Genomic DNA, 25922 nt, shown 5'->3' on the forward strand with positions numbered 1-25922 from the left:
ACGAAGGAACAAATCGCATGGTTCCCCCACAGAGCCGACGTCACGCCTCTCCGTACGGGATCCGGCCGGGACGTCAGCCCAGCAGCCCCGGCACCGTCAGCACCCGCAGCACGATCTGCGGAGCGACCGACAGTGCCACCCCCAGCCCGAACGCGAGTGCGACTGCCAGTGCGAACGGTGCCGGAACGCGCAACGAGCCGGACTCCCCCAGGGTTCCCGTCGCCCCCGGCAGCGCGCCCGGCAGCGCCCCCGGCGGCGTCCCGGGCAGCGGCGGCGCGAACAGCAGCGCCGTCCACACCAGGTAGTAGTACAGGCCGATCACGACGTTGACCGCCATCACGACGGCCAGCCAGCCCGCGCCCCCCGCGACCACCGCCTGAAAGACCGTCACCTTCGCGAACAGCCCCATCAGCCCCGGCGGCAGCCCGGCCAGGCACAGCAGGAAGAACGCCATCGCGAACGCCAGCGCCGGCCGGGCCCGCAGCAGCGCCCGGTAGTCCGACACCAGCCCCGTCGGCCGGTCCCGGCCGACCGCGGTCACCACGGCGAACGCCCCGAGGTTCATGACGGCGTACACCGCGAGGTACGCCACCGACGCCGGCAGCCGCTCCGCGAGGTCCGCCCCGTCCCCGGCGGCCGTACCGAACGGCACCAGCACGTAGCCCGACTGCGCGATCGACGACCAGGCCAGCAGCCGTACCGCGTCACCGGAGCCGGTCGCGACGCGCACCGCCACCACGTTGCCGACGGTCATGGTCAGCGCCGCCAGCACCGCCAGCGCCGGGCCCCACACGTGCGCGTACGGCCGCAGCGCGATCCCCGCCACCAGCAGCAGCCCCGCGAACCCGGCCGTCTTCGACACGACCGACAGGAACGCGGCCACCGGCACCGGCGCGCCGCGGTACGTGTCCGGCACCCAGAAGTGGAACGGCACCGCCGCCACCTTGAACGCGAACCCGGCCAGCGTCAGCGCCGCGCCCGTCGCCGCGACCGTCTTCACCTGCGGATCCAACGCCTCCAGGCCCGCCGCGACGCGGTCCAGGTGCACCGCGCCGGTGGCGCCGTAGAGCAGGCTGATCCCGAACAGCAAAACCGCGGTCGAGGCGACCGACAGCAGGAAGTACTTGAGCGCGGCCTCCCCGCCGCGCCCGTCCCGCCGCAGCCCGACCATCGCGAACGCCGGCAGCGACATGGTCTCCAGCGCCACCACCAGCGTGACCAGGTCGCGCGCGGCGGCCAGCGTCACGGCGCCGGCCACCGAGGCCAGCAGCAGGAAGTGGTACTCGCCGCCGGGTACGCCGGAGTCCTCGTGGCGGTCGTCGGCCCACGGCCGCGGCGCGGTCATCGGCATCGACAGCAGTACGACCACGGCCGCCGAGCCGATCAGGACGAGTTGCAGGACGAGGGTGAAGTCGGAGGCGACGTACGAACAGGCCTGCGCCTCCCCCGTCGTCGGATTCCCCGGCACGCAGAACGTCGACCGCGCGCCGCCGTCCCGCAGCGGGATGAGCGGCAGCAGCGACACGGCCAGGCCCGCGAGCGAGATCCACGCGAGCCACACCTTCCGCGGCCCGGTCAGGAACAGATCGGCGAGCAGCACGGCGAGTGCGGCCACCGCGAGGGCGAGCGGCGGGGCGATCGCGAGCCAGTCGATGTCCTGGACGAGCGACGCCGCACCGTGCGTGGACGCGAGTTCGACGGAGGCGGTCACGCCCCACCTCCGAGAAGTGCGCGGACGGCCGGATCCGTCACCGCGAGGACCGAGGCGGGCCACAGCCCCGCCACCACCGTCAGGACCACCAGCGGGCCCCACGCGGCGACTTCGACGCGGCCGACGTCGGCCAGCGGCTCCACCCGGACCACCGCTTCAGGCCTGGTGCCCGGGCGGCCGGCCTGCGCATGGCCGGCCTCCGCATGCCCGGTCTCGGCGTGCGCGGCCTCCGGCTGCCCGGCCTCCGAACGTGCGACCTCCGAACGCCCGTTCCCCGGCGGCGCCGACACCGCCTCCACACCGGCGTCCGATCCCGGCACCAGGCTCGCGCCGAGTCCCGGCCCCATGCAGACCGTCCGCACGACGCCGAGCATGTACGCCGCCGTCAGCACCGTCCCCGCCCCCGCCGCCGCCAGCAGCACGAGGTAGAGCGGCCGGCTGAGTCCCGAAGCCGGGTGGTACGCCCCGTACATCGCCAGCAACTCGCCCCAGAACCCGGCCAGTCCCGGCAGCCCGAGCCCCGCGACCGCCGCGAAGGCCAGCAGCCCGCCGAGCCGCGGCGCCCGTGCGTACAGGCTGCCGCCGATGCGCCCGAGCAGCGCGGTCCCGCTGCGCTCCTTGACCGCGCCGGCCAGGAAGAACAACAGCCCGGTGATGAGGCCGTGGCCGATGTTGACGAAGAGCGCGCCGTTGACGCCCTGCGGCGTGAGCGTCGCGATGCCCAGCAGCGCGAAGCCCATGTGGCCGACCGACGAGTACGCGATGATCCGCTTCAGGTCCCCGTCCGGGTCGCGCAGCAACGCGAGGCAGACCAGCGATCCGTACACGATCCCGACCGTCCCGAAGGCCGCCAGGTAGGGCGCGAACACCTCGGCGCCCTCCGGCAGTACCGGCACCGCGATGCGGACCAGCCCGTACGTGCCCATCTTCAGCAGCACCCCCGCCAGCAGCACCGAGCCGCCCGTGGGCGCCGCCGTGTGCGCGTCCGGGAGCCAGGTGTGCAGCGGCCACATCGGGACCTTGACCGCCAGGCCCGCCGCGATCGCGAGGAACGCGGTGATCTGCACGCCGCGCGACATGCCGTCGCCGGCGCCCACCGTCAGCTGCGTGATGTCGAACGTCCCGGTGTGCGCCTGCACGAGCAGGAAGCCGAGCAGCATCACCGCCGAGCCGAGCAGCGTGTAGAGGATGAACTTGAAGGCGGCGGGACCGCGTTCGCCCGGGGTCCCCCATCGCGCGATGAGGAAGTACATCGGGATCAGCACGACCTCGAAGAACAGGAAGAACAGGATCAGGTCGAGGGCCGCGAAGGTGCCGAGCACACCGCATTCGAGGACCAGCACGAGCGCCGTGTACGCACGCGCGCTCCCACCCGGCGGAATTGTCCCCAGGCTGTGGACGGCCACCAGGAAGGTCAGTAGCGCCGTCAGTACCAGCAGCGGCAGCGAGATGCCGTCGATGCCGAGATGGAAGTGCAGTCCCAGCGAAGAGGCCCAGACACGGTCGGTCGTGAACTGCATCGTCCGCGCGTCGTCCCGGTCGAACGTGATCGCCAGGACCACGGCCAGCACCAGCACCGCGCCGCTGACCCCGACGCCGAGCAGGCGCGCGGAGCGTTCGTCCACAGGCCGCGCCACCAGCACCGCCGCGCCCAGCAGCGGCAGTCCGATCAGCACAAGAAGCACGATGTTCACGCGTTCACCGCCACAGCCACCGCGAGGACCACGAAGCCTGCCAGGAGCCCGGCCAAGTACACCTGCACGTTTCCGTTCTGACTGCGCCTCAGGCCCCCGCCGGCGAGCCAGGTGCCCCGGGCCGCGCCGCGCACGTAGCCGTCGACGACGGTGTCGTCCACGAACCGCGTCAGGCGCGCGAGGACGCGGACGGGGCGGACCACGACCCCGTCGTACAGCCGGTCGACGTCGAAGCCGCGTTCCGCCGGACCGCGCAACGGGCCCAGTACGCGCGCCGGGTCCGCGGCCGGGTCCCGCCGCCACAGCGCGTAGACGGCGCCCGCGCCGAGTGCGAGCAGCGCCACGGCGATCAGCGACGTGCCGAGCCGCGGCGCGAGGTCGTAGTACGCGTGGTTCTGCACAAGGCGCCCCGCGTCCGCCGCGGCCGTGTCGTACGCCCGCCCGTCCGCGTCGCCCAGCCACGACGTCAGCCACGACGTCGGCAGCCCCACGAAGCCGAGCAGCAAAGTCGGCACCGCGAGCACCACGAGCGGCCAGGTCATGGCACGCGGCACCGGGCCGTGGTCGTCGGCGTGCGCCCCCGATGCCGCGACCGACCGCTCCGCTCCGAAGAACACCCGCAGCCACACACGCGTCGCGTACGCCGCCGTCAGTCCCGCCGTCACCAGCGCCGCGGCCAGCACCAGCCACCCCGCGGCCGCCGGAGGTCCGCCGTGCCCGGCGTCCAGAGCGGTGTGCTCGGCGGCCGACAGGACCGCCTCCTTGCTGAAGAAGCCCGACAGCGGCGGCACTCCGACCAGTGCGGCGAGCCCGGCCGTCATCGTCCAGAACACCAGCGGCGCGCGGTGCCGCAGCCCGCCCATGTCGCCGATGCGCCCGCTCGCCGCCACATGGATGACCACCCCCGCGGCCAGGAACAGCAGCGCCTTGAACGCTCCGTGCGTGAGCAGGTGGAACACCGCGGCGTCCCGGCCGCCCACCGCAAGACCGCCGGTCATGTACGCAAGCTGGCTCACCGTCGACCACGCCAGCACCCGCTTCAGGTCGTCCTGCGCGAACGCCGCGAGCGCCGACACGACCATCGTGACCGCCGCGATCACCGCCAACACCAGCAGCGTCGTCTCCGAGGCGAGGAAGACCGGGTACAGCCGGGCCACCAGGTACGCACCGGCCGCGACCATCGTGGCGGCGTGGATCAGCGCGCTGACCGGCGTGGGACCGGCCATGGCGTCCGGAAGCCAGGTCTGGAGCGGTACCTGCGCCGACTTGCCCGCGACGCCGCCCAGCATCAGCAGCGTGCCCGCGGTGACCCAGCCGGCTCCCGACGGCGGCACGTTGTCGACGATCTCGCCGATCCGGAACGATCCGCTGCCCGCGCCGATCACCAGGATCCCGATCAGGAACGGCACGTCGCCCAGCTTGGTGACGAGGAACGCCTTGAGCGACGCCGCCCGCGCGACCTCGGTCTCCCAGTAGTGGCCGATCAGGAAGTACGAGCAGACGCCCATGACTTCCCAGCCGACGAGCAGCACGATCAGGTCGCCCGTGTAGACGACCAGCAGCATGGCGGCACTGAAGAGCGACACGAGTGCGGCGTACGACGAATAGCGGGGGTCCTTGCGCAGGTACGCCGCCGAGTACACCTGCACGAGCGTCGCCACGACCGCGACCATGACGGCGACCAGCGAGGACAGGCCGTCGATCCGCATCGACAGCCCGATGTCCAGCGCGCCCGTCGGGGTCAGCTCGACGCCGTTCTCGGTCACGCCCCCCGAACCGTGCCGCACCGCGACCCAGAGCGCGAGGACCGCGGCGACCGCGAGGGGGACGACGGCCAACAGGCGCGCGGCGGCCGGGCTCCTGCGACCGACGGCCAGGCCGAGGAGTGCGGCGCAGAACGGGAGGGCGGCGGCCAGGCCCGCGGCCGTGGTCATGCCGGCTCGCTTCCGCCGTCGCGTACCGGCTGCGCGCCGGAGGCGGACGGGCTTGGTGAGGGGATAACCCCGGGCTCGCCGAGGTCGCGCAGTTCCGACACGTCCGATGTGGCGCGGCTGCGGAACACCATCAGCACGATGGCGAGTCCGAGGCCGATCTCCGCGGCGGCGATGGTGATCACGAACAACGTGAGCGCCTGCCCGGCGTGCAGGGTGTCGCGCAGCCACATGTCGAACGCGACGAGGTTGATGTTGACCGCGTTGAGCATGAGCTCGACGGACATGAGCACGAGGATCGCGTTGCGGCGCGCGAGGACGCCGTACAGGCCGATGCAGAAGAGCAGGACGGCGAGGACCAGCGGATAGACGAGGTGCACCGGGTCACCGCACCTTTCCCGTGCCGGGCGGCGTGCCGGTGCCCCGCGAACTGCCGCTGCCCGACGGCTTGCCGCCGCCCGGTGCCTTGCCGGCTCCCGGTGCCCTGCCGCCGTTCTCGCGGCTCCGGGACAGGATGATCGCCCCGATCAGCGCCGCCAGCAGGAGCACCGACAGCACCTCGAACGGCAGCACCCACACCCGGAACAGGCTCTCGCCGGTCACCCGGGCCGAGCCGTCGTCGGTCTTCCCGAGGTCGAGGTACGCCGCGTGGAACGCGTCCACCACCACCGTCAGCAGCGTCGCCGCCGCACCGACCGCGACGACCACCGCGGGCCACCGCGACGCGGAGTCCAGCTCCGTCGAACGCCCGATCGGAGCGCGCGTCAGCATCAGCCCGAAGAGCAGCAGCACGACCACCGCGCCGATGTAGATCAGGACTTGCACCCAGGCGATGAACTCCGCGGTGAGCAGCAGGTACTCCGCCGCGAGGCCGCCCAGCGTGACGACGAGCCACAGCGCCGCGTGCACGATCTGCCGCGTCGTCACGACCAGCAGCGCCGAACCCAGCACCACCAGCCCGATCAGCACGAACGCGACCTCGGCGCCGGTCGGCGACAGGAAACCGGGTCCGCCGTCCCCCGACAGGGCACCCGCGGCCGACACCACCGAGGCCACCGGACGAGGCGATGCCGCGGCCATCGCGCTCACTCGGCGTCCCCTCCCCTCGGCGGGCGCGCGGGCTTCTGCGCCCCTCCGGCGAGCTTGTCCGCCGCGCGGCGGGCCATCGTGAACTCCTTGGGCTCCTCGGCCCGCTCGTCGAGGGCGGGCGGCGCCGGCACGGTCCACATCCACGCGCGCAGCGTGTCCTTCTCGTGGGTGAGCGCCTGGATGTCCTCGGTCGCGTACTCGAACTCCGGGGACCAGAACAACGCGTCGAACGGGCACACCTCGACGCAGATGCCGCAGTACATGCACAGCGCGAAGTCGATCGCGAACCGGTCGAGCACGTTGCGCGTACGGTCGCGCGCGCCGGGCTCGCGGGCCGGCACGACCTCCTTGTGCGAGTCGATGTAGATGCACCAGTCGGGGCACTCACGCGCGCACAACATGCAGACCGTGCAGTTCTCCTCGAACAACGCGATCACCCCGCGCGAACGCGGCGGCAGGTCGGGCATCACCTCGGGATAGCCCTGGGTGACCGCGCGCTTCGTCATCGTCTTGAGCGTCACGGCCAGGCCCTTGGCGAGCCCGGCGCCGGGGATCCTGCTCCTGCCGCTGCCCTTGCCGGCGCTCCCGCCCGTGTTCTTCTCCTTGCTCATGCGGTGGCCACCCTCACGACGCCGGTCAGCACGAGTTGGGCGAGGGCCAGCGGGATCAGCCCCGTCCAGGCGAGCTTCTGCAACTGGTCCTCACGCAGGCGGGGATAGCTGACGCGCACCCAGATGACGACGAACGCGAGCAGTCCGGTCTTGAGCAGCGTCCACAGCCAGCCGACGTCGTCGGACCAGGGCCCGTGCCAGCCGCCGAGGAACAGCACCGTCGTCAGCGCGCACAGGACCAGGATCCCGGCGTACTCGGCGAGCAGGAACAGCGCGAACCGCAGGCCGGTGTACTCGGTGTACGCCCCGAAGATGATCTCCGAGTCGGCCACCGGCATGTCGAACGGAGGCCGCTGCAACTCGGCGAGACCCGCGGTGAAGAACACGACGGCCCCCACCGCCTGCCACGGCAGCCACCACCACTCCCACTCGCCGAGGATGCCGGTGAGCGAGAGCGTGCCGGCGGCCATCGCGACGGAGGCGGCGGCCAGCAGCATGGGCAGCTCGTACGCCATCAACTGCGCGGCGGTCCGCAGCGATCCGAGGAGCGAGAACTTGTTCGCCGACGCCCACCCGGCCATCAGCGCGCCGAGCACCCCCACGCCCATGACCGCGAGCACGAAGAACACCCCGGCGTCGATGCTGCGTCCGACCAGGTCGCCGGGGCCCAACGGGATCGCGATCAGCACCACGAGGTACGGGACCAGCGCGATCGCCGGGGCGAGCCGGAACACCCGGCGGTCGGCACCGGCCGGGACGATGTCCTCCTTCTGCGCGAACTTCACCCCGTCCGCGACGAGTTGCGCCCAGCCGTGGAACGCGCCCGCGTAGATGGGCCCGACGCGCGCCTGCATGTGGCCCATGACCTTGTGCTCGGTCTGGCCGATGAGGAGCGGGAGGACGAGGAAGCAGACGAGGACGAGGAGAAGGCGGATGACGACCTCGAAGAGGGTCACGCGTCCTCCTGGGGAGAGGGGTCGGCGGGGGGTGGCGGATCACCGTCGGCCGAAGGGCCCTGCTGGGTCGGCGGGGTGGTGGGCTCGGCCGGCGGCGTGGTCGGCGGCGTGACCGGCTCGGCCGGCGAGGCGTCCTGTTGGCTGGCCGAGCCCTGCGACACGCTCCGAGTGCGCCGCGGGCGGTCCGGGCGCGCCGGACGGTCGCCGGGGGTGCGGCCCGCTCGGCCCGCGCGCGTTTCGCCGCGGGGCGCGGCGGCGGCCTCGACGTCCGGCGTCGGCGCCTGGCCCGCGTTCGGCCCCCACTCGTTGGGGTCGGGAACGCCCGGCGGCAGTATCCGCCGCCGACCCGGCGCACGGGCGGCGCCCTCGTGGGTGTCCGACTCGCCCGGCTCCTTGGCACCGGGCCACGGCTTGGCCACGCGGGAGGCCAGCACGAAGTCCTTGCGTAGCGGATGGCCCTCGAACCCGTCCGGCAGCAGCAGCGGTACGGGGTGCGGATGGTCGTCGAAGACGAGGCCGAACATCTCGGCGGTCTCGCGCTCGTGCCACCCGGCCCCCGCGTACACCCCTGTGGCGGTCGGCAGATGGGCGGCGTCGCGCGGCACGCGCGTCCGCAGCAGCAGCCTGGGACCCGGTGCCGCGCAGACGTGCGCGACGACCGAGAAACCCTCGTCGCTCTCGTCGACCGCGCTGAGCCAGTCGAAGTACGTCAGCCCGAGCACATCGCGCGCGGCCGTCAGCGCGTCCGTCCACCGCTCGGCCGGGACGTCGGCGGTGGCGAGCCCGTACGCGTCGGACACCGCGACGTCGCCCAGCGCGTCGCGGATCTCGTCGGGTGTCACACCGCACCGCCGGGAGCCGCGGGGGCCGCTCCGGGTGCGGGCCCCGGCGGCGCCACCGGGGGTCGGCGCAGCGCACCGGCCGGCAGGGCCGGCGGCGGGTCGCCAGGGGTGTCGGCAGGAGCCGACAGCACCGCCCCGCTGTCCCGCTTCGCGCGGGCCACCGACTTGGCGCGGTCGGCCCGCGACGAGGACGGCTGCGCGGCGGGGCCGGAGCCCTTCGGCGTGTCGGACCCGCTGCCGTAGCGGTCGGCCAGCGACTCGCCGCCGATCTTCTCCTGGAGCTTGAGGATGCCCTGCAGCAGCGCCTCGGGCCGCGGCGGACAGCCCGGCACGTACACGTCGACGGGGATGATCTGGTCCACGCCCTTGGTGACGCTGTACGAATCCCAGTAGGGCCCGCCGCAGTTGGCGCACGATCCGAAGGAAATGACGTACTTCGGCTCCGGCATCTGCTCGTACAACCGCTTGATCGCGGGCGCCATCTTGTCCGTGACGGTCCCCGACACGATCATCAGGTCGGCCTGCCGCGGCCCGGGGGCGAACGGGATGACGCCCAACCGGATGAAGTCGTGCTTGGCCATCGAGGTCGCGATGAACTCGATCGCGCAGCACGCGAGTCCGAAGTTGAAGACCCAGAGGGAGTAGCGGCGGCCCCAGTTGAGCAGGAGCCGGACCGGATCGGGCGCCAGCCGCGAGAGCGGGCCGAGCGTGGGGGCCGGAAGGCTCACCGGGCCGGCGCCGGAGGTGCGGCGCGTCAGGTCCACGTCAGAACGCCCTTCCGCCACGCGTACAGGAGCCCGACGGCCAGGAAGCCGACGAACACGAACATCTCGACGAGCGTGGTCGCGCCGAAGCCCGGGTCGGCGAACACCGTGGCCCACGGGAAGAGGTAGATGGCGTCGACCGCGAAGATCACATAGAGGTACGCGTAGATGTAGTAGCGCACGTGCGTCTGGGCCCAGCCCTCGCCGACCGGGTCGACACCGCACTCGTAGGTGGTCAGCTTCTCGACGGAGGGGGCGTCCGGTCGCAGCAGCCGGTTGGCGGTGAACGCGGCGGCGACGAAGCCCGCGCCGACCAGCAGCACCAGCCCGACGAGCGCGTACGTACTGAAGTAGCCGTGTTCGGTCACCCTGGTACGTCCTCTCGCTGCCCTTCTGTTGCCCCTGTGGCACGGGAGTCTAGGGGGATTGGCCCCGTACTGTCCGCACCGTCCATGCCAGTACTCTGCCGCGCCGCACCCGGTCAGGGGTAGGGACAGCCCTACTACGAAGACACCGACGCGCGCCATGGGACCGGCGCGTGCCGCGGGCGACAGTGGTACTGCAAGGATCGAGCCCAGACCCCCCGAGCGAGGACCGCCCCGATGTCGACTGCAGGAATTACCGTGCCCGGCGCGGAGCCCCGCGTGCCGGTGTCCCGTCCGAGCTTCTGGCGTGCGCCGATCAGTGCGCGCACGTGGGGCGAGACCATGCACCTCACGCTGAACTTCTTCGTGGGCCTGCTCGGGTTCATCTACGTCACCGTCTTCATCGTGCTCGGCATCGGCCTCACCCCGCTCTTCCTGATGGGCCTGCCGCTGATCGCCGGGATCGTCGTCTCGTGCCGCGGCTGGGGTTCGATGGAACGCGCCCGGGCCCGCCTGCTGATGGACGAGGTCGTCCGCAAGCCCGCGAAGTTCCGGCAGAAGACGCCGGGGTTCACCGGATGGGTGAAGAGCGGTTGCGCGGACGGGACGGGCTGGCGCGGTGCGCTGTACCTGTTCCTGATGCTGCCGTGGGGCATCTTCACGTTCACGATGGCGATCACGCTGTGGTCCGCGACGCTGGTGACGCTCACGTACCCGTTCACCCAGCCGCTGTTCCGGCTGGCCGACCAGCCGGGCGCGCAACTGTCCGGCGACGGCCCGAAGGCGCCGGGCGACGACTTCTACCTGACCGGCCCGCTGTGGGTGACCGCGACCGTCCTCGTCGGCGTCGTGCTGCTGTTCCTGACCCCGCAGCTCATCCGCGGCCTCGCGGCGGTGGACCGGGCGATGGTGCGCGGCCTGCTCGGCCCGGCGTTCCTGTCCAAGCAGGTCGAGGAACTCACCGTCAGCCGGGCCGCGTCCGTCGACACGGCGGCCTCGGACATGCGGCGCATCGAGCGCGACCTGCACGACGGCGCGCAGGCCCGGCTGGTGTCGCTGGCGATGGACCTGGGCCTGGCGAAGGAGAAGATGGACTCCGACCCGGAGTCCGCGCAACGCATGGTGGTCGACGCGCACAACGAGGTGAAGCTCGCGCTGCGCGAGCTGCGGGACCTGGCCCGCGGCATCCACCCGGCGGTACTGACCGACCGCGGCCTGGACGCGGCCCTGTCCGCGGTCGCCGCGAAGTGCACGGTGCCGGTCGCGGTCACGGTCGACCTGCCGCGGCGCCCGAGCGCGCCGGTCGAGCAGGTGGCGTACTACACGGTGAGCGAGTTGCTCACCAACGTCTCCAAGCACAGCGGCGCCGACTCGGCGTCGGTGACGGTACGCGCGGACGGCGACCGCATCGTCGCCGTGGTCGCCGACAACGGCCGCGGCGGCGCGAACCCCGCCCACGGCACCGGCATCGCGGGCCTGATGGAGCGCGTGCGCGGCGTCGACGGGACGCTCAAGGTCGACAGCCCCGCGGGCCGCGGTACGACGGTGACGCTCACGCTCCCCTACTGAGCCTGCCCTCACTGCATCCGACCGGACCCGCCGGGCACCCCGCAGCGACCCCGCACCGCCCCGTACCGGCCCCTGCCGACCGCTCCCCCCGCCGCCCGGGCCCTGCCCGGGCGGCGTCGCGGAATCCGGCTACTCGACCCGGGGTTGTGCTCCGCACGGTCGTCCATCCGGGAGACTGTCCCTGTCGGGGCACCACGCCCCGGCTGCCGTGATGGAGGCTGGGGAGCGCCGTGCGCGTCGTGATCGCTGAGGATTCCGTACTGCTGAGGGACGGTCTGAACCGGCTTCTGGTGGACCGGGGCCACGAGGTCGTGGCCGCGGTCGACGACGCCGAGCAGTTGCTCGCGGTCGCCGCCGAACTGCGGCCCGACGTGTGCGTGGTCGACGTGCGCATGCCGCCGACGTTCACCGACGAGGGCATCCGGGCGGCGGTGCGGATGCGCCAGCAGCTTCCCGAGATCGGCGTGCTGATCCTGTCCCAGGCCGTCGAGGAGCAGTACGCGACGGAACTGCTGGCCGGCAGCACCAGCGGCGTGGGCTACCTCCTGAAGGACCGGGTAGCGGATGTGGGTGACTTCGTGGACGCCGTGGTGCGGGTCGCCAAGGGCGGAACCGCGCTGGACCCCGAGGTCGTCTCCCAGTTGTTGGGTCGTAGCCGCAAACAAAACGTTCTGGTCACCCTGACGCCGAGGGAGCGGGAGGTGCTGGGCTACATGGCCGAAGGGCGCACCAACACCGCCATCGCGCAGGCGATGGTCGTCTCCGACGGAGCGGTCGAAAAACACGTCAGCAACATCTTCGGAAAGCTCGGGCTGGCACCCAGTGAGACCGATCACAGAAGGGTCCTGGCGGTACTCGCCTATCTCGGATCCTGACACTCTGGTGAACGGATTACCGGACCCATGCCATCATCCCCGCGATCGGAGGCTGGGCCGTCGTGGGCCTGGTTCCACTCTGGAAAACGGACAAAATCCGACATACAGGGTGATATTCCGCATCGAATCGCTCCCGTGCACCACCCGGGGTCCGCTCAGGCCCCTTCTTGTACAGCCGTACGATGAAACTGCGACATCCGCGCGGTGCGCGGACGACTCTGCCGCAGCGCCGAGGAGGTCCTAAAAAGTGACCAAACAGGTCAAGCAGATCGACCGGGTAGTCATCCGGTTCGCGGGCGATTCCGGTGACGGAATGCAGTTGACCGGAGACCGTTTCACCTCCGAAACGGCCAGCTTCGGCAACGACCTGTCGACTCTGCCCAATTTCCCCGCCGAGATCCGGGCCCCTGCCGGAACCCTGCCGGGTGTCTCCAGCTTCCAACTCCATTTCGCCGACCACGACATCCTGACGCCGGGCGACGCCCCGACGGTCCTCGTCGCGATGAACCCCGCCGCCCTCAAGGCGAACATCCGCGACCTGCCGCGCGGCGCGGAGATCATCGTCAACACCGACGAGTTCTCCAAGCGCGCGATGGCCAAGGTCGGGTACGCGACGAACCCGCTCGAAGACGGTTCGCTGGACGCGTACAACATCCACGCCGTGCCGCTCACGACGCTCACGGTCGACTCGCTCGCCGACTTCGACATCTCGAAGAAGGACGCGGAGCGCGCCAAGAACATGTTCGCGCTCGGCCTGCTCTCGTGGCTGTACCACCGGCCGACCGAGTCGACCGTCGCGTTCCTCAAGAAGAAGTTCGCCAAGCTGCCGGTCATCGCCGAGGCCAACGTCGCGGCGTTCAAGGCCGGGTGGAACTTCGGCGAGACCACCGAGGGCTTCGCGGTCTCGTACGAGATCGCCCCCGCCAAACTGCCGTCCGGCACATACCGCAACATCACCGGCAACCTGGCCCTGTCGTACGGCCTGGTCGCCGCCGGACAGCGCGCCGAGCTGCCGATCTACCTGGGCTCGTACCCGATCACCCCGGCCTCGGACATCCTGCACGAGCTGGCCAAGCACAAGAACTTCAACGTGCGCACCTTCCAGGCCGAGGACGAGATCGCCGGCATCGGCGCCGCCCTCGGCGCGTCGTTCGGCGGCGCGCTCGGCGTCACCACGACGTCCGGCCCGGGTGTCGCCCTCAAGTCCGAGGCGATCGGCCTCGCGGTGTCGCTCGAACTGCCGCTGCTCATCGTGGACGTGCAGCGCGGCGGCCCCTCGACCGGCCTGCCCACCAAGACCGAGCAGTCCGATCTGCTCCAGGCGATGTTCGGCCGCAACGGCGAGGCCCCCGTGCCGATCGTCGCGCCGCGCACCGCCGGGGACTGCTTCGACGCCGCGATCGAGGCGGCCCGGATCGCGCTGAAGTACCGCACGCCGGTCTTCCTGCTGTCCGACGGCTACCTCGCGAACGGCTCCGAGCCGTGGCGCATCCCGGCCGTGGACGACCTGCCGGACCTGCGCGTCGAGTTCGCCACCGAGCCGAACCACGAGCTGGAGGACGGCAGCAAGGTCTTCTGGCCGTACAAGCGCGACCCCGAGACGCTGGCGCGTCCGTGGGCCGTGCCCGGCACCGCCGGCCTCGAGCACCGCATCGGCGGCATCGAGAAGGCCGACGGCAGCGGCACCATCAACTACGAGCCGGCCAACCACGACTTCATGGTCCGCATCCGGCAGGCCAAGGTCGACGGCATCGCGAAGGACATCGAGCCGCTGTGGCTCGACGACCCGACCGACGACGCGAAGGTGCTGGTCGTCGGCTGGGGCTCCACCTACGGCCCCATCGCGGCCGGTGTGCGGCGCGTGCGCGGCCAGGGCGGCAAGGTCGCCCAGGCGCACTTCCGCCACCTCAACCCCTTCCCGGCGAACACCGCCGAGGTGCTGGGGAAGTACGACAAGGTGATCGTCCCCGAGATGAACCTGGGGCAGCTCGCTCTGCTGCTGCGCGGGAAGTACCTCGTCGACGCCATCGCGTACAACCAGGTCCGCGGCCTCCCGTTCAAGGCCGAGGAGCTGGCCCACGTGATCCAGGAGGTCATCGAAAGTGTCTGAGGCAACGCACGGGGGCGCAGCGGCCAACGGCTCGCACGGTCACGGGAGCGGCCTCCCGTCGCTGACCCTGGTCCCCAAGACCGACACCAAGCAGTCCATGAAGGACTTCAAGTCCGACCAGGAAGTGCGCTGGTGCCCCGGTTGCGGTGACTACGCGATCCTCGCGGCGGTGCAGGGCTTCCTGCCCGAGCTGCAGCTCCGCAAGGAGAACATCGTGTGGATCTCGGGCATCGGTTGCTCCAGCCGGTTCCCGTACTACATGAACACGTTCGGCATGCACTCGATCCACGGGCGCGCCCCGGCCATCGCGACCGGCCTGGCGACGTCGCGGCAGGACCTGAGCGTCTGGGTGGTCACCGGCGACGGCGACGCGCTGTCGATCGGCGGCAACCACCTGATCCACGCGCTGCGCCGCAACGTCAACCTCAAGATCCTGCTGTTCAACAACCGGATCTACGGTCTGACCAAGGGCCAGTACTCGCCGACCTCCGAGTCCGGCAAGATCACCAAGTCCACCCCGCTCGGTTCGCTGGACCACCCGTTCAACCCGATCAGCGTCGCGATCGGCGCGGAGGCGACCTTCGTCGCGCGCACGATCGACTCCGACCGCAAGCACCTCACCTCGGTGCTGCGCGAGGCGGCGGCGCACCCGGGCACCGCGCTGGTGGAGATCTACCAGAACTGCAACATCTTCAACGACGGCGCGTTCGAACAGCTCAAGGACCCGGACCTGCGTGACGACGTCACCATCCGGTTGGAGCACGGGCAGCCCATCAAGTTCGGCAAGGACCTGCAGTTCGGGGTCGTGCGCGGCGCGGCCGGCTCGCTGGACGTCGCCGAGGTCGCGAAGGTCGGCGAGGACGCGCTCGTGGTGCACGACGCGCACGCCGACAACCCCGAACTCGCGTTCGCGCTCTCCCGGCTGGGCGACCTGACCAGCAACCACCACACCCCGATCGGCGTGTTCCGCAACGTCGACCGCCCGGTGTACGACACCCTGATGGCCGAGCAGGTGGCCGCCGACACCGCGACCCGCGGCAACGGCGACCTCGCCTCGCTCATCGCGGGCAACGACACCTGGACCATTCTCTGACGGTCCGTCATAGTGCGGTACGAGGCCCCGGCATCCTTCGCCGGGGCCTCGTCCCTTTCCGGCACGGAGGGGCGTGCGGCACAGGTCGATTGACGCAAGCCGCCCCGTGCGGCGCCACCGTACGCCTACCGTGGTGAGGGTGACCACGATTCACGAATCGGACGCCCTCGTCCGCGCCGACGCGATCCGCCGGTGGGAGATCCGCGACATCCCACCCGACTGCTACCACGAGATCGCGGCGCTGGCCGCACGGCTGTTCGCGGTGCCGTTCAGCGTGGTCACGGTCATCGACGAGAACGACATCTGGTTCCACGGACGCTACGGACTCGACCTGCCCGGCGTCCCGATCGGGCCAGGCCTGTGCCACGTCGTGGTCGAGACCGGCAAGCCGCACGGCCTCGCCGACGCGTCGCGCGACCCCCTCGCGTGTTCGAACCCGCTGGTGGCCGGGGAGTTCGGGCTGCGCTTCTACCTCGGCGTACCGCTGCACACGGCGGACGGCCACAACGTCGGCTCGCTCGCCGTCTTCGACCAGGTTCCGCGCCCCGTGCCGCACGACCGCGTCGACGTCCTCGAAGGTCTCGCGGGGCTGGTGGTACGCGAGTTCGAACTCCGCCTCGCGGCCCGCGCCGCCGTCGCCCAGGAACGCGAGGAACGCCTCGCCGCCGTGGACCGGACGGCCGACCTGGAGAACGCCCTCGGCACGCACGGCACCATCGGGCAGGCGATGGGCATCCTGATGGCGCAGCGCCGCATCGACTCCCACGAGGCCTTCGCCGCCCTGCGCCGGGTGTCGCAGAACCACAACGTCAAACTCGCGGACGTGGCCCGCAAGTTGGTGGCCGACGTCGAACGCCAGGTACGCGGGTGAACGTGCCCCGGCGTACGTGCCCGGGCGAACGCGGCCGACCGAGGGTCCCCGGGAGTGTCAGACGACGCCGCGCACGCGTCTGCGCACCACCGTCGCGACCCACTCGCTGAGCAGCTCGTCCAGGTCCGACGCCGGGGACAGCGGGCCCGGCACCGTGGAGTAGACGACCACGGCGAGGCTGAAGCGCGGGCGGCACAGCGCCGCCGCGGCACACGAGCGCACGCCGCGCACCCGCAGTTCGCGGGCGGCCTCAGGCCACCGTGCCTCGCGTTCCAGGTCCGGCAGTTGCACCATGCCGCCACTGCGCAGCACGTCGGCGACCGGCCCCGGCCGGTCGTCGTGCGCGCCCACCACCTCGCTGAGCCCGATGTCGGTGGACACCTCGGCCAACAGCGCGTCCTCGCGCCAGAAGGCCAGCGTCACGTCGCACGCCCCGGCAACCCTCCGCAGGGCCAACTCCCCGACGGCCGCCAGGAGGTCGGCGGCGTCCAAGGTCCGCGGGCGCGTGTCGCGCACGGGGTAGGCGATCACCGCGTCGCGCCCGAGGTCGAACGGGCGGGTGCAGAACGCGTCGTTACCGGACGGGCCGGTGCGGAACGGGTCGGATGTCATGACCCCACCTAGGGAGAGTGGGCAACGCCGTGGGCCGGAGCACCATCACGCCTGCGGGCCGTGACGATGGCGCCGGTTGCGGCTGACTGTCCAACCGGTTCAAGCCTACGACTTCAGGGCCCACCGGGCGTAGTTTGCGGCAGAGTTCGGTCGAACAGTGCGCGGGGAGCCGACTGGCGGGCACCGTCAGCAGGTGACATCGCGGTCCGCCATCCGTGCCCAGGCGGCGGCTCCGAAGACCAGGGTGTACGCCGCCTGCAGTTCCAGGTTGCGCACCACGCCGTCCGTCACGATCGGGTCGCGCAGCAGGTCGCCGTACGACATCCACTGGTCCGTGAACAGCCACGGGTGCAGCGCGTGGAACTGCGGGATCGCGGACAGGATCGACGCGACGATCACCAGGCCCACGGTCGTCGCCATCGCGGCCACCGGCACGCTCGTCAGCGTCGACACGAACAGCCCGATCGCCGCGATGCCGAGCAGCGACACCGCGACCGCGACCGCGATGAGCAGCGCACGGACCAGTGCCTCGGTCATCGGGATGCTGTCGCCGTTGAGCAGCGGTACGTCGCCCATCGGGAACAGCACCGCCCCGACCGCGAGTGCGGAGAGCGCGACGGTGAAGGTCGCGGCGAGGCAAAAAGCCACCAGGCCCGCGTACTTCACCAGCAGCAGACGGATGCGCCCGGCCGGGGCGACCAGCAGATAGCGCAGCGTGCCGGCGCTCGCCTCGCCCGCGACCGCGTCGCCCGCCACGACGCCGACGGTCATCGGCAGGAAGAACGGCAGCGTGGCGGCGAGCGACGCGAACACCAGGAACAGACCGTTGTTGGTGACCTGCGAGACGAACTCCAGCCCCTCGTCGCCCCCGCCGCCCGCACCGTCGGTGAAGTAGCGCAGCGCGACGCCCAGCAGGACCGGCACGGCGGCCAGGAAGGCGAGCATCGCGTACGTGCGCGGGCGCCGGAACACCAGGCGCATTTCGCTCGCCAGCAGACCGCGGCCGCGCGGCAGGGGTACGGAGAACGCCGCGCGCTCCTGCGCGGCCTGGGCCTGCGGCGTACCGGCGCCCGGCAGGGTGACCGCCTCAGTCCTCGACATCGAAGCCCTCCCCGGTGAGTGCCACGAACGCGTCCTCCAGGGACCCGCCCGTGGTCATGAACGACCGCACCCGCACGTCCGCCCGGACGAGTGCGGCACAGGCCACGTCCGGTGCCACGTCGCCGAGTTCGGCCTCGACGCCGGTGGCCGTGGTGGCCACCGAGCCGGCCTTGAGCTCGGCCAGGACCACGGCGGCGCGGCCCGCGTCGGGGGTCTCGACGACCAGGCGCCCGCGGGCCGCCGAGCGCAGGTCGTCGACGGTCCCCTGGGTGACCAGGCGGCCGCGGGCCATGACCGCGGCGTGTGTGCAGACCTGCTCGATCTCGTCGAGGAGGTGTGAGGACAGGAAGACGGTGGTGCCGTCCGCCGCGAGTGTGCGGATCAGCGCGCGGATCTCGCGCATGCCCTGCGGGTCGAGGCCGTTGGTCGGCTCGTCCAGGACCAGCAGGTCGCGGGGGCGCAGCAGCGCCGAGGCGATGCCGAGCCGTTGCTTCATGCCCAGCGAGTACGCGCGTGCCTTGCGGTCGCCGACCGCCGCCAGGCCGACCCGGGCCAGCGCCTCTTCGATGCGCTCGCGGCGGGTCGCCGGGTCGGCGGTGCGGTCGGCGGCGTCCAGGCGTGCGAGGTTCTCACGGCCCGTCATGAAGCCGTAGTGCGCGGGACCTTCGATGAGGGCGCCGACCCGCGGCAGGATCGCCCCCGCGGCCTTGGGCATCGTGCCGCCGAGGACGGTGGCGGTGCCGGCGGTCGGTGAGATGAGCCCCATCAGCATGCGGATGGTGGTGGTCTTGCCGGAGCCGTTGGGGCCCAGGAAGCCGAACACGGATCCGGCGGGGACCACCAGGTCGAGGCCGTCCACGGCGAGCCGGTCCCGGCCGTACGCCTTCGACAGCCCCCGGGTGACGACGACGGGCTCGCGCTCCCCGTCCCAACTCGGTGCGGCGTGTGCAGCACGTGCGGCGTGTGCGCTGCTCGCGCCCCGGTCGGGTGTCCGGACCGCCGTGGACGCGTTCATCGGGCCGCCGTGCTCTCCGCCGCGGCCTTCTGCAGGGTCGGGCCGTCGACGGCGCCCACGAACACCCGGCCGTCGTCGGTGACCAGGGCGTTCACCACGCGGGTGCCGAAGAGCGTGCCGCCGTCGACCTTGGTGCCGAGCTTGTCGAGGAGTTGGGCGGCGAGGTCCCTGCCCTTGTCGCCGTTCTTGTCCTTCCCTTCCTTGCCGTCCTTGCCGTTTTGGCCGCTTTGGTCGCTTTGGCCGTTCTCGGTGCTGCCGTCCTTGGACGTGTCGCTCTTGGGGAGGGTGAGGCCCTCCGGGAGCCGCATCTCGATGACGGTGCTCCAGCCCTCGCCGTGCACCTTCGGGTCCGTGCCGGTGAATCCGCCGGTCAGCTTGCCCAGGTCGAGGCCGAACGCGCCCGCGGAGTTCTTGGCGTCCCCCTGCCCGTCCGGCGCGCCCTTCTTGTTGGTCTCCTCGACCTTCGCCCCGGACGGCGGCTTGAAGTCGAAGGTGTCGGCGGACGGCTTCGCGAACGACACGTCGGTGAACCCGACGTCGATCACGGGCTTGCCGCCCTTCGCGGTGTCGACCACGACGCGCAGCGGTACGCCCGTCTCGGCGTCCACCGACACGGTCGCCCCGCCGATCAGGCTGCCGGGCTGAGAGGGGGCGATGCGGAGCTGGTAGGCGTCGCGGCCGGCGACCTTGTCGGTGCCGGTGACGGTGACCGACGTACCGGGTCCGACCGCGGCGAGGAGCTGCTTGGCGGCCTCCTGCGGGGTCATGGCGAGGCCGGTGGGCGGGGCGGCGTCCTTCTTGTCCTCCCCCGGCGCGCGTTCGGGCAGCGTGGTGTGGGTGGCCTTGTTGCCGCGGCTGTCGTACGTCCACAGGTCGCGGCCGTTGTGGACGACGTTGTATTCGGCGAGCTCGGCCTGGATGCCGATGCGCTGGCGGTCGGGGCCGTCGACGGCGACGCGCAGCGTGTGGGTGCCGGACAGGAGCGCCGACGGGTCGGCGGAGCGGTTGCCGCCGGGGAGGGCGGGGATGCCGAGGTCGGTGGTGATGCGTACCGAGCCGGAGAGGGCTTCGGGATTGGCACCCGCGATCTTGGCGACCACCTCCTCCGCGGTCAGGTTCGGGAGGCTGGGATCGGAGTCGTCGGCGAAGGCGCTCGGACCGTACGCGATGGCGCCTGCGGCGAGCGCGGCGATTCCGAGCGGGAGCGCGACCTTGCCTGCGGTGCGCAGGGCAGCGGGCATTGTGGTGCCTTTCGATGGCTGGCTGGGCCGCGACCGGGGTGGCCGGACGGCCGGTGCATCCAGGGGAACACCGGCGGAGGGGTCCGGGCATCGGCCGGTGGCCGCACCGGGGCGTACGCCTCGGGGAGCAGTTCCGGCCCGGCCGGACTACCTGACGACTACTCAACCCTCGTCCCGTGCAAGGGACATCGATCGCCCTGCCCGGTCCGCCAGGGTCCGGCGAGGGGCACCGACAGCCGCACCCCGCAAATGATTTACTGCGGGATCATCCCGTTGCGGATACTCCCGCGCTAGAATCAGCCCATGGCTACCGAGATCCAGGCCGGGGCGAAGACCGGCAGACAGTCCGAGAAGCGGGCGGCCGTCGAGCGGCGCGCGCCCGACCTGACGTTCCTGCTCTCGCACGCCGGGCACGTCCTCGCCACCGAGCTGACCGCGCGCCTCGCGGAGATCGAGCTGACGCCGCGGGGCCAGTGCGTCCTGGTGCACGCGCTCGACGGCGAGATGACGCAGATCCAGCTCGCCGAGGCCAGCGCGCTCGACAAGACGACGATGGTACTCACCGTCGACGACCTGGAGAAGAAGGGCCTTGCGGAGCGGCAGCCATCGCCGACCGACCGGCGGGCACGCATCATCGCGGTCACCGACGACGGGCACGCCAAGGCGATCCAGGGGCGGGAGGTCGTGGACGCCGTGCACAACGACGTCCTCGCGGCGATCCCGGCCGGCGAGCGGGAGGCGTTCGTACGGAACCTGGAGCTGCTGGTGGCGGACCGGCTGTCGACCCCGGTCGAGGCGGGGCGCCCGGTGCGGCGCGGGGGGCACACGGGCAGCCAGAACTGACTTGTGCGGAGGCGTGGTCGACCACGCCTCCGCGTGACCGTGCGGCAGCGCCGCCGGGGCCGGAACCACGGCCCCGGCGGCGTTGTCATGACCTCGGCTGCCATCCCGCCAAAAGATCCCTCAAAAAACCGACCCGATAAATATCGTCCCTAACAAAACTATCTGCTAGCGTCTCTCTCGTTGGCGGACGGCGACGTCCGCGGCCGGCGGTCCACCGGGACGCACCCCGGTACTCCCCGGCGAGCCCCGGCCTTCCCCCGCCGGTACATGGCGGTACTCGCGGCACCCACGCGGTACCCACCGCGGCATTCACTGCCGTACCCACTGCGGCACTCACGAGGAGACCCTGATGGCGAAGCCCGACCGGCCCGGTTCCGCGTCCCGCACCTATCCGCGCTCGCTCGCCCTGATCCTGCTGAACCTGGGCATGCTGATGGTGATCCTCGACGGGACGATCGTGACCGTCGCGCTGCCCGCGATCGGCGAGGACCTCGGCTTCTCGTCGGCCGACCTCGCGTGGGTCATGAACATCTACATGATCGCCTTCGGCGGCCTGCTCCTCCTGGCCGGCCGACTCGGCGACATCTTCGGCCGCAAGCGCATGTTCCTCGCCGGACTGGCCGTCTTCACCGTCGCCTCGGTGGTTGCCGGCCTCGCCACGAGCCCCGAATTGCTGCTGATCGCCCGCTTCGTGCAGGGCGCGGGCGGCGCGATGTCCTCCGCCGTCAGCCTCGGCATGATCGTCACGCTGTACCCGGAGCCGGCCGAACAGGGCAAGGCCATCGGCGCGTTCAGCTTCATCGGCGCGGCCGGCGCCTCGCTCGGCCTGGTGCTGGGCGGCGTACTCACCGAACTGGCGAACTGGCACTGGATCTTCCTGGTCAACCTGCCTATCGGTGCGGTGACCCTGCTGCTCGCCTCCCGCGTCCTGGCCGCCGACACGCCGACCGGTCCGCGCGGCAAGGCGGACGTCGTCGGGGCCGCCCTGGTCACCGCCGGACTGATGCTGCTCGTCTACGCGGTCGTCGAGGCCGAGAAGTACGGCTGGTCCTCCGGCCGCACGTGGGGCCTCGTCGCCGTCTCCTTCGCCCTCATCGCACTCTTCGCCGTACGCCAGGCCAAGGCCGACACGCCCCTGATCCCGCTGCGCACCTTCCGCTCCCGCAACGTCACCGGCGCCAACTTCATCCAGGTCCTCACCATCGCCGCGATGTTCGGCTTCCAAGTGCTGGTCGTCCTCTACATGCAGCATGTCCTCGGCTACGGTGCCGCGAAGACCGGCTGGGCCATGCTGCCCACCGCGGTCGCGATCGGGGCGGTCTCCCTCGGCGTGTCGGCCCGCCTCATCGCCCGCTTCGGCGCCCGCAACGTCCTGCTCACCGGGCTCCTGGTGCTGACTGCCGGAATGCTGTACCTGGTCCGCGTCCCCGTCCAGGGCTCGTACGCCGTCGACCTGCTCCCCGTGTTCGCGCTGCTCGGCGGCGGCGGCCTGGTCCTCCCGGCCCTCGCCACCCTGGGCATGTCCGACGCCCGGCCCGAGGACGCGGGCGTCGTCTCCGGCCTGTTCAACACCACGCAGCAGATCGGCGCCGCACTCGGTGTCGCCCTCCTCAACACCCTGTCCACCTCCCGCAGCGAGGACCTGCTCGCCGAGGGCAAGGACACCGCGACCGCCCTCACCGGCGGCTACCACCTGGCCTTCGCCGTCGGCACCGGCCTCCTGGCGGCCTCCGCGATCCTCACCCTCATCGTCCTGCGCACCCCGCGCGGCACCTCGACCGAGGTCGCCGCTTCCGCGGACGCCACCCCCGCACCCCAGACCGCCCTGCACGTCTGATCGTTCCTCCCGGCACAGAGGGCCGGTCGCCCGGGACCCCCGGCCGACCGGCCCTCACTCTTGTTCGCGGACGTGGCCGCGGACGCGGCCCGGCTCGGGCGTCGGACTACCGCGGCGCCGCCGCGCACAAGGCGCGATCGATCGCCACGGCGGTGGCGGCGTTGAGTTTCGCCGTGTCCGGGCGGGCCCCGGTGCTGGTGATCGCGAGGGAGACGGCGCGCTTGCCGTCGGCGGTGACCCCCAGGCGGCTCACCACGCCGAGGCCGTCCCCCATGTGGGTGTAGTACGTTCCCCCGCACGACAGCGTCACGGTCTGCACACCGAGGCCGTGGCCGTTGGCCCCCGGAGGCGTCGCGCGCATCTGCTCCCACTGCTCCGCGGGCAGCAGGCGGCCGGACGCCAGTGCGCGGAAGAACGTGTTCACGTCGGCCGGCGTGGAGACGACTCCGGAGTCCGCCGTGTGCTGGATGGAGTGCTCGGTGAGGTCGTGCAGTTCGCCGTCCGGCAGCGTCATGGTGACCGGTATGTGCGGCTCGGGCAGGAACGGGTTCATGCCCGGTACGGAAGTGTCGCGCAGGCCGATGGGCGCGATGACGCGCGCCTCCACCAGCTCACGCCACGTCGCGCCGGACGCGCGCTCGGCGATCATCGCGGCCAGCAGGTAGCCGGTGTTCGAGTAGCCCCATTTCACTCCGCTGCCGTCGTCGGCCTGCCCCGGGGTGAACGCGGGCGGGTGCGCCATGGCGATCGCGACCAACTCCGCCGGAGGCGTGGTGTCGTGGCGGTTGGCCTCGAAGTCCACGGTGAGGCGCGTACGGACGGCCGGGTCGCGCATGTAGTCGAACAGCCCGCTGGTGTGCCCGAGAAGGTGCCGCACGGTGATGCGGGACCCATCGTTCCCGTTGCCGACCACCACGCCCGGCAGCCACCGCTCGACCTTGTCGTCGAGCGAGAGCCGCCCCTCCGCCGCCAGCTGCATCACGACGACCGCGAGGTACGTCTTGGTCGTGCTGGCGATGCGGAAGTACGGATTGTCGGCCCGTGGTCCTCCGGTCCCGGGCCCGACGGCGGCGCGTACCGTTCCCTTCGGTCCGTCGACGCGCGCCACGATGTTGACGTCGCCGCCGACGGCCTGCCGCACCGCCTGGAGTTCGCGGCGCAGATCGGCGTGCCCCGGCGGCCGCGCCGACGCCCCGCGCCCGCCGCCGTCCGCGGCGGCGAGGGGGGCGGCAGTGGTCAGGACGATGCCCAGCGCGGCCAGGATGAGGGTGCTGCGGCGCGCGTTGGTGCGGGTGTGCGTCTTCACGAGGTTCCCCGAACTGTGCGGTGACTGCGTCGGATACGAGTCAACGCTGTTCGGAGAGACGCGAACATGGGACTGTCATCAGCCTGTTGGTGGGGTTGTCCACCTCAGGGATCACCCCGGGGATCACCCTGACACGCCGCCCGCGCCGGGCCTCGGCGTCACAGGGAGGGCCAGGGCACGTCCGTTTCGGTGGGTGCGGTGTAGTCGACGCCGGGGACGTCGAAGCCGTACAGGCGGCGTACTTCGGCGGTGAACCAGTCGAGGTCGGCCAGGTCCCGCACGGTCGTGTCGGTGGCGTCGTGCCAGCGGGCGGCGACGGCGTCCTGAACGGACGTGTCGAGTTCCCAGCGGTCGAGGCGGACGCGCCCCTCGTCGTCGGCCACCAGGTCGGTGGTGCCGGTCAACTGGTCCCACAGGTCCACCAGTTGGGCGGTCGGCGAGAGCATGGCGTCGCCGAGGACGCCGCGCAGCAGGCCGATGTACAGGGCGATGCCGGGGATGGCGGTGGAGGACTGGGTGACCGCGGCGGCGTTGACGGACGTCACGGCCCGGCCGCCACGGCGTTGCGCGAGACGGGAGTTCAGCTCCCTGGCGGTGGCCTCCAGGTCGGCCTTCGCGGCACCGATGGTGCCGTTGCGGTAGATACCCGCGGTCAGCGGCGACCCGATGTAGGTCAGCGCCGCGGTGCTGACACCCTCGGCGAGAAGGTCGGCCTCGTCGAGGTGGTCGATCCAGCGGCGCCAGTCGGCGCCGCCCATGACCGCGACGGTGTGCGCGGTGTCGGCGACGCTCGCCGGGTCGGTGGTGACCGTCCTGACCTCGGCCTGGTCGCCGTCGAAGACGAGTGTCTTGGTCGAGTACCGCGCGCCGAGCGGCTTGAGGACGGAAGTGTGCGTGACGCCGGTCTCCGGATCGGTACGACGCGGCGCGGCGACCGAGTAGACCAGGTAGTCGACCTTGCCGTAGCGCTCCGCGAGCAGGTCCGCGACCCGGCCTTTGACATCGTCGGAGAAGGCGTCGCCGTTCACGAACGCGAAGTCGTTGCCGGCGGCCCGCGCGAGGTCGGCGGTCGCGGCGGTCCGGTACCACCCGGCGGTCCCCGTACGCCGCGCGGGCGCCTTCTCCAGGCAGACCCCCACGCCCCGCACGCCGTACCGCGCCAGCCCGGCGACGGTGGCCGCGAGCCCGTACCCCGCCGACGAACCGACGACCAGCGCGGTCGGGCGCCGCTCCCCCGGGGCCTCGGCGGCGGGAGCCTCGGGCACCGAGGCCCACATCTGTTCGACGGTCGTCCGGCACCCCGCGGGGTGCGCGTCCAGGAAGAGGAAGCCGCGGTTGACCGGGGTGATGACGCGCTCGCTCATCAGAAAGGGTCCTTCACTTCGTGCTGCCGACGTGGACCGGGCGACTCCCGGGCGGTTCCGGATCACCCTGTTCACATCGTCGGCACCGCGCGGCCGTTCATTGATCGTGTGCGGCACAACGA

At 71.7% G+C, this 25922-nt stretch carries 23 protein-coding genes; 7 read left to right on the forward strand and 16 right to left on the reverse strand.

Annotation, left to right across the window (positions count from 1 at the left end; translation table 11 throughout):
* Nucleotides 1-73 precede the first annotated feature (73 nt).
* The 10 genes from ACWD12_RS02940 to ACWD12_RS02985 are packed head-to-tail and all read right to left on the reverse strand — an operon-like array spanning nt 74 to nt 9966.
* Complete coding sequence (locus ACWD12_RS02940; protein ID WP_450098026.1) at nt 74-1711, reverse strand: NADH-quinone oxidoreductase subunit N; 1638 nt, start codon at nt 1709-1711, stop codon at nt 74-76.
* Nucleotides 1708-3405, reverse strand: coding sequence for a complex I subunit 4 family protein (locus tag ACWD12_RS02945; RefSeq protein WP_450098027.1), 1698 nt, complete (start codon nt 3403-3405; stop codon nt 1708-1710). The genes ACWD12_RS02940 and ACWD12_RS02945 overlap by 4 nt, the downstream gene beginning before the upstream one ends.
* Nucleotides 3402-5339, reverse strand: coding sequence for an NADH-quinone oxidoreductase subunit 5 family protein (locus tag ACWD12_RS02950; RefSeq protein ID WP_450098028.1), 1938 nt, complete (start codon nt 5337-5339; stop codon nt 3402-3404). Before ACWD12_RS02950 ends, ACWD12_RS02945 begins: the two co-directional genes overlap by 4 nt.
* Entirely contained in the window at nt 5336-5716 is a 381-nt protein-coding gene (gene nuoK / locus ACWD12_RS02955) for an NADH-quinone oxidoreductase subunit NuoK (RefSeq protein ID WP_450098029.1), read from the reverse strand. Before nuoK ends, ACWD12_RS02950 begins: the two co-directional genes overlap by 4 nt.
* 4 nt (nt 5717-5720) lie before the next feature.
* Nucleotides 5721-6416, reverse strand: a complete 696-nt coding sequence (locus ACWD12_RS02960) for an NADH-quinone oxidoreductase subunit J family protein (protein ID WP_450098200.1) — start codon at nt 6414-6416, stop codon at nt 5721-5723.
* A 5-nt stretch (nt 6417-6421) separates the two neighbouring features.
* A complete protein-coding gene (locus ACWD12_RS02965; protein ID WP_450098030.1) occupies nt 6422-7036 on the reverse strand; it encodes a NuoI/complex I 23 kDa subunit family protein in 615 nt (204 codons plus the stop codon).
* Complete coding sequence (locus ACWD12_RS02970) at nt 7033-7992, reverse strand: complex I subunit 1/NuoH family protein (RefSeq protein WP_358352825.1); 960 nt, start codon at nt 7990-7992, stop codon at nt 7033-7035. The genes ACWD12_RS02965 and ACWD12_RS02970 overlap by 4 nt, the downstream gene beginning before the upstream one ends.
* Entirely contained in the window at nt 7989-8834 is an 846-nt protein-coding gene (locus ACWD12_RS02975; protein ID WP_450098031.1) for an NADH-quinone oxidoreductase subunit C, read from the reverse strand. The genes ACWD12_RS02970 and ACWD12_RS02975 overlap by 4 nt, the downstream gene beginning before the upstream one ends.
* Nucleotides 8831-9598, reverse strand: a complete 768-nt coding sequence (locus ACWD12_RS02980) for an NADH-quinone oxidoreductase subunit B (RefSeq protein WP_450098032.1) — start codon at nt 9596-9598, stop codon at nt 8831-8833. The genes ACWD12_RS02975 and ACWD12_RS02980 overlap by 4 nt, the downstream gene beginning before the upstream one ends.
* Nucleotides 9589-9966 (reverse strand): NADH-quinone oxidoreductase subunit A, encoded by a 378-nt coding sequence (locus tag ACWD12_RS02985; protein ID WP_358352830.1) that lies wholly within the window; start codon nt 9964-9966, stop codon nt 9589-9591. Before ACWD12_RS02985 ends, ACWD12_RS02980 begins: the two co-directional genes overlap by 10 nt.
* A gap of 234 nt (nt 9967-10200) precedes the next feature.
* On the opposite strand from ACWD12_RS02985, the gene ACWD12_RS02990 reads away from it, so the two are divergent.
* From ACWD12_RS02990 to ACWD12_RS03010, 5 genes are all read left to right on the forward strand, one after another.
* Nucleotides 10201-11532: a sensor histidine kinase gene (locus ACWD12_RS02990; RefSeq protein ID WP_358352831.1), complete on the forward strand. Its 1332-nt coding sequence runs from the start codon at nt 10201-10203 to the stop codon at nt 11530-11532.
* 230 nt (nt 11533-11762) lie between these two features.
* Nucleotides 11763-12407 carry a response regulator transcription factor gene (locus ACWD12_RS02995; RefSeq protein WP_358352833.1) on the forward strand — a complete coding sequence of 215 codons (645 nt, stop codon included), beginning with the start codon at nt 11763-11765 and terminating at the stop codon, nt 12405-12407.
* Between the two features lie 247 nt (nt 12408-12654).
* A complete protein-coding gene (locus tag ACWD12_RS03000; RefSeq protein WP_358352834.1) occupies nt 12655-14517 on the forward strand; it encodes a 2-oxoacid:acceptor oxidoreductase subunit alpha in 1863 nt (620 codons plus the stop codon).
* Nucleotides 14518-14614: 97 nt separating this feature from the next.
* Nucleotides 14615-15610, forward strand: coding sequence for a 2-oxoacid:ferredoxin oxidoreductase subunit beta (locus ACWD12_RS03005; protein WP_358352852.1), 996 nt, complete (start codon nt 14615-14617; stop codon nt 15608-15610).
* 139 nt (nt 15611-15749) lie between these two features.
* Nucleotides 15750-16481, forward strand: a complete 732-nt coding sequence (locus ACWD12_RS03010) for a GAF and ANTAR domain-containing protein (RefSeq protein ID WP_450098033.1) — start codon at nt 15750-15752, stop codon at nt 16479-16481.
* 57 nt (nt 16482-16538) lie between these two features.
* On the opposite strand, the gene ACWD12_RS03015 is transcribed toward ACWD12_RS03010, so the two are convergent.
* The 4 genes from ACWD12_RS03015 to ACWD12_RS03030 form a co-directional block, all read right to left on the reverse strand.
* Nucleotides 16539-17093: a hypothetical protein gene (locus ACWD12_RS03015; RefSeq protein WP_358352838.1), complete on the reverse strand. Its 555-nt coding sequence runs from the start codon at nt 17091-17093 to the stop codon at nt 16539-16541.
* Between the two features lie 186 nt (nt 17094-17279).
* The gene (locus ACWD12_RS03020) at nt 17280-18194 is read right to left on the reverse strand and encodes an ABC transporter permease (protein WP_450098034.1); all 915 of its coding nucleotides are present in this window, start codon (nt 18192-18194) and stop codon (nt 17280-17282) included.
* Nucleotides 18181-19209 carry an ABC transporter ATP-binding protein gene (locus tag ACWD12_RS03025; protein WP_450098035.1) on the reverse strand — a complete coding sequence of 343 codons (1029 nt, stop codon included), beginning with the start codon at nt 19207-19209 and terminating at the stop codon, nt 18181-18183. Before ACWD12_RS03025 ends, ACWD12_RS03020 begins: the two co-directional genes overlap by 14 nt.
* Nucleotides 19206-20450 (reverse strand): LolA family protein, encoded by a 1245-nt coding sequence (locus tag ACWD12_RS03030; protein ID WP_450098036.1) that lies wholly within the window; start codon nt 20448-20450, stop codon nt 19206-19208. Before ACWD12_RS03030 ends, ACWD12_RS03025 begins: the two co-directional genes overlap by 4 nt.
* 303 nt (nt 20451-20753) lie before the next feature.
* Here ACWD12_RS03030 and ACWD12_RS03035 point away from each other — a divergent pair, with 303 nt between their 5' ends.
* Both ACWD12_RS03035 and ACWD12_RS03040 read left to right on the forward strand, forming a co-directional pair.
* Nucleotides 20754-21293 (forward strand): MarR family winged helix-turn-helix transcriptional regulator, encoded by a 540-nt coding sequence (locus ACWD12_RS03035; RefSeq protein WP_450098037.1) that lies wholly within the window; start codon nt 20754-20756, stop codon nt 21291-21293.
* A gap of 349 nt (nt 21294-21642) precedes the next feature.
* Entirely contained in the window at nt 21643-23130 is a 1488-nt protein-coding gene (locus ACWD12_RS03040) for an MFS transporter (RefSeq protein ID WP_450098038.1), read from the forward strand.
* Nucleotides 23131-23236: 106 nt separating this feature from the next.
* Here ACWD12_RS03040 and ACWD12_RS03045 read toward each other — a convergent pair whose 3' ends face one another.
* Both ACWD12_RS03045 and fabV read right to left on the reverse strand, forming a co-directional pair.
* A complete protein-coding gene (locus tag ACWD12_RS03045) occupies nt 23237-24436 on the reverse strand; it encodes a serine hydrolase domain-containing protein (protein ID WP_450098039.1) in 1200 nt (399 codons plus the stop codon).
* A gap of 158 nt (nt 24437-24594) precedes the next feature.
* Nucleotides 24595-25800: an enoyl-[acyl-carrier-protein] reductase FabV gene (gene fabV, locus ACWD12_RS03050; protein WP_450098040.1), complete on the reverse strand. Its 1206-nt coding sequence runs from the start codon at nt 25798-25800 to the stop codon at nt 24595-24597.
* Between the last annotated feature and the right edge of the window lie 122 nt (nt 25801-25922).

The sequence above is a fragment of the Streptodolium elevatio genome, from assembly GCF_053592165.1.